8 protein-coding genes are annotated in these 6,605 nt (G+C 69.2%); 6 read left to right on the plus strand and 2 right to left on the minus strand.

What is annotated here, in order from left to right:
* Positions 1–37: 37 nt before the first annotated feature.
* Together JL475_RS32515 and JL475_RS32520 are read right to left on the minus strand one after the other, a co-directional pair.
* Complete coding sequence (locus JL475_RS32515; protein WP_202281767.1) at positions 38–1,483, minus strand: serine/threonine-protein kinase; 1,446 nt, start codon at positions 1,481–1,483, stop codon at positions 38–40.
* 378 nt (positions 1,484–1,861) lie between these two features.
* On the minus strand, positions 1,862–2,578 hold the full coding sequence (locus tag JL475_RS32520) for an IS6 family transposase (RefSeq protein WP_202281769.1): 717 nt from the start codon (positions 2,576–2,578) through the stop codon (positions 1,862–1,864).
* A gap of 55 nt (positions 2,579–2,633) precedes the next feature.
* Here JL475_RS32520 and JL475_RS41550 point away from each other — a divergent pair, with 55 nt between their 5' ends.
* From JL475_RS41550 to JL475_RS32550, 6 genes are all read left to right on the plus strand, one after another.
* Positions 2,634–2,855: a LytR C-terminal domain-containing protein gene (locus JL475_RS41550; protein ID WP_202281771.1), complete on the plus strand. Its 222-nt coding sequence runs from the start codon at positions 2,634–2,636 to the stop codon at positions 2,853–2,855.
* A gap of 20 nt (positions 2,856–2,875) precedes the next feature.
* Positions 2,876–3,154 (plus strand): hypothetical protein, encoded by a 279-nt coding sequence (locus JL475_RS32530; protein ID WP_202281773.1) that lies wholly within the window; start codon positions 2,876–2,878, stop codon positions 3,152–3,154.
* A 450-nt stretch (positions 3,155–3,604) separates the two neighbouring features.
* Positions 3,605–4,189: a TMEM165/GDT1 family protein gene (locus JL475_RS32535; protein ID WP_202281775.1), complete on the plus strand. Its 585-nt coding sequence runs from the start codon at positions 3,605–3,607 to the stop codon at positions 4,187–4,189.
* Between the two features lie 484 nt (positions 4,190–4,673).
* Positions 4,674–5,126: a hypothetical protein gene (locus JL475_RS32540; protein ID WP_202281776.1), complete on the plus strand. Its 453-nt coding sequence runs from the start codon at positions 4,674–4,676 to the stop codon at positions 5,124–5,126.
* Between the two features lie 244 nt (positions 5,127–5,370).
* The gene (locus JL475_RS40540) at positions 5,371–5,619 is read left to right on the plus strand and encodes a hypothetical protein (RefSeq protein ID WP_237408941.1); all 249 of its coding nucleotides are present in this window, start codon (positions 5,371–5,373) and stop codon (positions 5,617–5,619) included.
* A gap of 236 nt (positions 5,620–5,855) precedes the next feature.
* Positions 5,856–6,167: a helix-turn-helix domain-containing protein gene (locus JL475_RS32550; protein ID WP_368860247.1), complete on the plus strand. Its 312-nt coding sequence runs from the start codon at positions 5,856–5,858 to the stop codon at positions 6,165–6,167.
* Positions 6,168–6,605: the final 438 nt, after the last annotated feature.

Here is a 6,605-nt window from a genome sequence, read left to right on the forward strand (position 1 = left end):
TGAGCTCGACGCCTGCAAGATCCCCGACAGGGTCAAGCTAGTTGGTTTCCCCGACCACGGATGCGAGGTGATCGAGGAGCCGGTCGAACTCGGGGGTACTGGTGAACTCCTGGTGCTTCTCGGCGTCGGCGAGTTTGTGCCGGATGTCGCGGACCCGTTTGCGTACGTCCTTGGTCTTGTCCTTCCCCTCCTCTCTGCCCTCAGCCAGCTTGTCCTGGGCTTGGGAGACCTTGTGTTCCAGATCGTCGGCGAGGTGCGGGTCGAGCCGACCTTCGCCGGCGGCCGTGTTCAGTTCCTGGGACACCTGGCCGAGCAGCACACCGGGGTCGTTCGACAATGCTGCGGGTGTGTCGACGGCAGCGGACGGGCTCGGCGGAGGAGAAGCACCTGAAGCAGCGGGCGATGAGGAAGCGGGGTCGGTGGCGGACGGCGTTGCTCCCTGGGTCGCGGCAGGGGAGTCGGCAGCGGCCACCTGTGCGGAGTCCGGCTGGAAGAGGAGGTATCCCGCGGTCGCGAGGGCGGCCGCTGCGAGTCCCGAGATGGCGACCGTGCGCGACCGGGAATCATGCCTGCGGGATCGTCGTGTGGCAGGAGCCGGCAGCACGGCCGTGCGTCCCACCGCGGCGGCCGGTCGTGAGGACGGCGGTGGTGTGGGCTGCGCCGTCGCGGTCGCGCTCCGCCTTCCCGGAGCGGACAGCCAGTCCGCGACCTGTTCGGCGCCGGGGCGCGCTTCCGGTTCCTTGGCGAGCAGCGCCAGGACGAGTTGTTCGAGCTCCGCCGGAAGCTCCACGCCCATACTGCGCGGAGGTGAGGGCAGCTCCTGGACGTGCTGGTAGAGCAGTGCGGTCGGGGTGTCCGCGCGGAAGGGCGGGTGCCCCACCAAGAGCTCGTACAGGACGCAGCCGAGCGCGTACATGTCGGAGGCCGGACCGGCGTCCTTTCCGAGGGCTCGTTCCGGAGCGAGGTAGGAGACGGAGCCCACGATCATGCCCGCGCTGGTGAGCCCGGCCGCCGTGTCGTCGGCGAGGCGGGCGATACCGAAGTCCACCACCCTGACCGTGCCATCGGGGGCAATCAGAAGGTTGGCGGGCTTGATGTCGCGGTGGATGACGTTCTGCCGGTGTGCGGCGGCCAGGCCTGAGGCGATCTGGCTGCCGATGGCGGCCACCTCGCGCGGTGTGAGCGCACCCGCCGAGGCCAGCCGGTCGGCCAGGCTGTGCCCCTGGACCATTTCCATGACCAGGTACAGACGGTCGTCGGCCTGGCCGAAGTCGTAAATGGCGACGATATTGGGGTGGCTCAGCCGAGCGGTCGTCTGCGCCTCCTGCCGAAAGCGGGCCGCGGCCGACGGGTCGATGCCGCCGGCCAGGAGCAGCTTGACCGCGACCGGACGGCCAAGGACCTCGTCTCGCGCGCGCCAGACCTCGCCCATCCCCCCTCGGCCGAGAAGCTCCTCGAGCCGGTACCGAGCCGCCAACAGCACGCCGAACACCCTCCAAGTGGATTGCTAGGACCGAACCCTGCCAGGCCGGGGGCACCAGGGTTCCTCTCGCTCGCGACGAGATACCGCCCGGTCAGGGGCAGCGACCGTGCGGTAGCCGGACCGCCGGCGCACACCGACGGGGTCCCATTTCCAAGATCGCAGCAGGCTATCAGGACCCCGACCACCAGTTCGACCAAGCGAGCACGTAAAGTGACGACTTGCTCACGTGTCAGGAGTGCGGATGGCGTTGTCACGTTGGCTGACCGGCCTGGGATGATCTTGGAGTTGATCGTGCCGGGGAGGGACACTGTCACGTTGTTGAGTGTGTGAGTGCCTGACGGTGTGCCGGGTGTGGTGGGGCCGGGCGGCAGTTTCGGGTCAGGCCGTGGTGGGCCGGCCGGCGGCGCCGGTGATCTGGTCCCAGATGGCGAAGCGGACGGCCATCTCGGCGCGGTAGTGGGCGGCGGTCATCAGGTGGCGGAAAGGCCGGAAGTGCGGTGAGATGCCGCTGAACGCGGCCAGGAACCGCTGCGCCCCGCCGACGCTACGGAAGCCCTTCATGGCGCGCTCGCGCTGCCGGGTGGGCTGATGACTGTTCTCCGCCCGGTTGTTGAGGCCCTTGTGACAGCGGTGCTCGACGGAGGGCCTGACCTCGCGGTGGGCCGCCCCGTAGGGGCGCAGCTTGTCGGTGACGACCACCCGGGGCACCGTGCGGGTCGTCTGCAGCAGGCGGCGGAAGAAGCGCCGGGCCGCGGCCTTGTCCCGGCGGGACTGTACGAGGATGTCCAGGACGGTGCCGTCGGCGTCGACGGCCCGCCACAGGTACTTCCGTTCTCCGTTGATCGTGAGGAAGACCTCGTCCAGGTGCCACTTATCGCCCGGCCTCGCACGCCGGCGGCGCAGCGCGCCGGCGTAGGACTGCCCGAACTTCAGACACCACCGGCGGATCGTCTCGTGGGACACGATGACGCCGCGCTGCAGCATCAGCTCCTCCATCTCACGGAATGACAACGGGAAGCGGAAGTACAGCCACACGCAGTGGGAGATCACCTCCACCGGGTACCGGTGCCCCTTGTACGACGGCGCACTGTCCACCGAGGACTCCTCCCAGCCTGATCAACCCGAAGATCATCCCACCCGGTCAACCAACGTGACAGCGCCGCTGCGCGCCCTCGGCTTCCAGATCACCGCCACCGGCGATGCCCCCGCGCGCGTCAGCAAGACCACCCTCACCTACGCCCACGGCCAGTCGGAGCAGGCCCAGGCGCTCGCCGGCCACCTGCCCGGCGTGACGCCCACGCTGTCCGAACAATCAGCCCCCGCCGCGGTCACCTTGACCATCGGTCCCGACGTGCCCGCCCTCGACGGCTGACCCATAGACAGGACCGACACATGACAGGCGAGCACACCCGTTCCCACCCGGACTTTCTCCACCCAGGAAGTTTCCCGGCCCGGCCGGCAGACGAGCCGCTCACGGTCTCCGCCGCCTACGACGGCGACCCGGCCCGCGTCGCCGAAGCCTGTGCCGTCGCCCGGGGGTTCCTCACCGAAGCACAAGCCGCCTTCGAACACACCCTGCCCGGCCACACCCAGGAAACCGTCCAGCTCGTGGTCAGCGAACTGCTACCAACTCCTGCCGCCACGCACCAGGCCGCTGCCTGCTCACCCTGACCGCAACGCCTCACAAACGACACCGCCCCGCGTGACCCGCGTACGCAGCCGCCGTCGAACGGCTTCGTGCCCGTACCAGGCTGTGCTGGGTCTGCACAGCCGCCCATGCCGCCGTGGCAGCAGCCTGGCACGGCGAGGGCGGTCTGCCCCCCCCAGGGCCGCACGGGCAGCGGGTGACAGGCGACACCAGTACCCGCCTTACCTTCCCATTGCTGATCCTTTAGGATTGGGGCAGCGAAGGGGAGTAGTCCCGCAATACCGCTGGTCGACACGCTGGACAGGGCACCGGGCCTCGGCAACTGCCATGGCGGACGAGACCTTCGGCCAACGCATGACCCACGCCTGCACCGACCGTGCGGGCGGCTCCGTCGTGCCGGGCCGAGAAGGTTCCCCGTCGCCCGCCTGGGAGCCGTACGAGCTCGCGGCCTGGCCCCAGCAGAAAGCACTCCGATGACCTTCGACCCCCTGGCGATCATCACCGCCTTCGGGCTGATCTTCCTCGCCGAACTCCCCGACAAGACGATGTTCGCCTCACTGGCCATGGGCACCCGCATGCGGCCCCTGTACGTGTGGTTCGGCACCTCCACCGCATTCATCGTCCACGTCGCCATCGCCGTCGGCGCCGGCAGCCTCCTCAGCCTGCTGCCTAACTTGGCCGTCAAACTCGTCTCAGCCGCCCTGTTCGCCTTCGGCGCCTTCGTTCTCCTGCGCAGCGGAAGCGACGACGAGGACGACGAAGCCGGCACCAAGACCGTCACCGGCTTCTGGCCCGTCTACACCACCGCCTTCATGGCCGTCTTCATCAGCGAATGGGGCGACCTCACCCAGATCACCACCGCCAACCTCGCCGCCACCAACGGCTGGCTCCCCACCGCCATCGGCTCCGCCGCCGCCCTGATGTCCGTCTCCGCCCTCGCCCTCCTCGTCGGCAAGTTCATCGCCAAACGCGTACCCCTGAAGACCGTGCAGCGCATCGGCGGCGCCTGCATGGCCGCACTGGCCATCTGGACCCTCATCGAAGCCTTCACCGGCTGACCCGACCAACCGGTGACCAACCAGGGCACGCGGTGCGGCCCCGACGGCGGACAACGGACAGAGCCAAATCCTGCCCATCACTTCGGCTCGCCAGCTCACCCCATCGGCAAGTCGGGACTGCCGAACCCCGCGGACGACACCACGTCACGTCACAGGCCCGCCCGCGCGCCCCACTCACCGCCCGGCAGCACCACGGGAATACCGGTTTCACCCGGTATGTCAACGAACGACATGCCGCGGCCGCGGGTGAGCAGGCGCCAAAAAAGCCCCCGGACGGCGTATCGGGGCATCAAGGCCATTACAGGAAAAATCATCTGTCTGTCTGTCAGCGCGCCATGGCGCGGCACACAAGCACCCCCCTATAGCCCGATTGGAGTCAATTTGCCGATTTTCCCTTATGTCTCGATATGACAGATATGGGAATCTGTCAGTACGTTCATCACGAGTCGGCTGGCCAGCCGATCTCCCGAGACAGGAGAAGCGCGTGATGAAGACCCGCCCCAACGTCGTTACCGCGGCCGTCGCGGCTGCCGCGGCCCTGGCCGCCACCGGTATCACCTACGCCTCGGCGTCCGCCTACGAGCCGGCCCAGGCCGCCCCCGCGGTCCAGCAGGCAGCCGCCCCCGCCGCGGCCCCCACAGGCGGCGACTCCGGCAAGGACAGCGAGGGCAAGGACAGCGAAGGCAAGGACAGCGAAGGCAAGGGCAACGAGGGCAAGGACAGCGAAGGCAAGGGCAACGAGGGCAAGGACAGCGAAGGCAAGGGCAACGAGGGCAAGGGCAACGAGGGCGGCGACTCCGGTAAGGACAGCGAGGGCAAGGACAGCGAGGGCAAGGGCAACGAGGGCGGCGACTCCGGTAAGGACAGCGAGGGCAAGGAAGGACAGCGAGGGCAAGGACAGCGAGGGCAAGGGCAACGAGGGCGGCGACTCCGGTAAGGACAGCGAGGGCAAGGACAGCGAGGGCAAGGGCAACGAGGGCGGCGACTCCGGTAAGGACAGCGAGGGCAAGGGCAACGAGGGCAAGGGCAACGAGGGCGGCGACTCCGGTAAGGACAGCGAGGGCAAGGACAACGAAGGCAAGGACAACGAGGGCAAGGACAACGAAGACCGGGGCTTCGAAGGCCGGATCCACATCAACGAGCGTTCCTACTCGGCCGTCCCGGGCGACTGCATCACCGTCGTGAGCGGCCTGGGCTCCCGCAGCCTGAACATCCGCAACGACAGCCGGAGGACCGTCGAGGTCTTCCGCGGAGCCACCTGCGACAACGGCGCCCCCATCGCTACCGTCGGACCGCACAGCTCCAGCGACGGCGTGCACCCCCGCCACGTCGAGGGCGGCGTCTTCGTCAAGAACGGAGTGGTCGGCAGCTTCCGAGTCATCCACCACTTCCGCGGACACGGCGGGAACAACGAACACGGCGGACGCTGACCGAACCGCCACCCCGGCACACCATGAAGCCCCCGGCCCGCTGGCATCGGGCCGGGGTCCCCCTGCAGCATCCCACCCCGAACACCCCGCTTTCCCATACTTGCTCGGGCACCCCATCATGAATCCGGACAACGACGCCCTGCCGGCCCAGCCCCACCACGCCGGCGCACTCAGGGCGATTTCAAACAGAGACGGCGGCCAGGGACGATACGGAGCGTGAGCACCTCTCGCCCCTGCTGACCCAGCGCGAAGCCGCCGCCGCGTGCGGCGTGAGCCGTACGATGATCCGGCGTCGCCGGGAAGCCGGCGAACTGCCCGGGGCCGTGCTCGACGACGACCGCGGCTGGCTCATCCCCGTGGAAGACCTGCTCGCCGCCGACTTCCGGCTCAACGCCCCGCCCCACCCGATGAGAAGGAAGTCGGTGACCTGGCGCCGACCGAGGCACAGCAGGACACGGTCGACACGGACGCGCTGCGAGCCGAGCTGGACCGGCTGCGCCACGAGCACGCCCTGGCGCTCGCCGACGAACGCACCGCCCGTCAGCTAGCCGAGGCCGGGGCCCGGCACCTCCAGACACGCCTGGACGAACGCGCCGCCCCGCATCGAGGACCTGCGGCGCGCCCTGGCGGCCCTTGCCTCGGCCCCGGACCGTGCCGCCAGCCCGCAAGCCCGCGCCGCCGTTCGAGGCGCCCGTCGTCCCCGGCGCTGACGGAGGCTGGGGCGGCCATGCACGGCTCCATCACGGGGAAGCGATGCCGCTGGTGGCCGCGCCGGGACTGGCCTGGGGGCACCCTCTCTTGCGGCACTCCCTGCACCATCTCCTGCGGTATCTCCTGCGCGAGCCGCCTGGCCAGCCGCGCGTTGCCGCTGGTCACCACACGCTTCTTGACGTGGTCGGAGGTCTGACATCCCCCTAGGGCCTGTTCGGGATCGTGATCATGTGGCGGGGGCAAGGCTGCGCAGCCAGATGATGGCGCCGCGCAGC

Origin of the sequence: Streptomyces sp. M2CJ-2, assembly GCF_016757295.1 — a bacterium.
In the GTDB taxonomy this organism is placed as follows: Bacteria; Actinomycetota; Actinomycetes; order Streptomycetales; family Streptomycetaceae; genus Streptomyces.

Bases quoted from the DNA above. Each gene is read 5' to 3' on its own strand.
- JL475_RS32530 (WP_202281773.1), top strand. From the start codon at position 2,876: ATGACAGGCGAGCACACCCGTTCCCACCCGGACTTTCTCCACCCAGGA.
- JL475_RS32535 (WP_202281775.1), top strand. From the start codon at position 3,605: ATGACCTTCGACCCCCTGGCGATCATCACCGCCTTCGGGCTGATCTTC.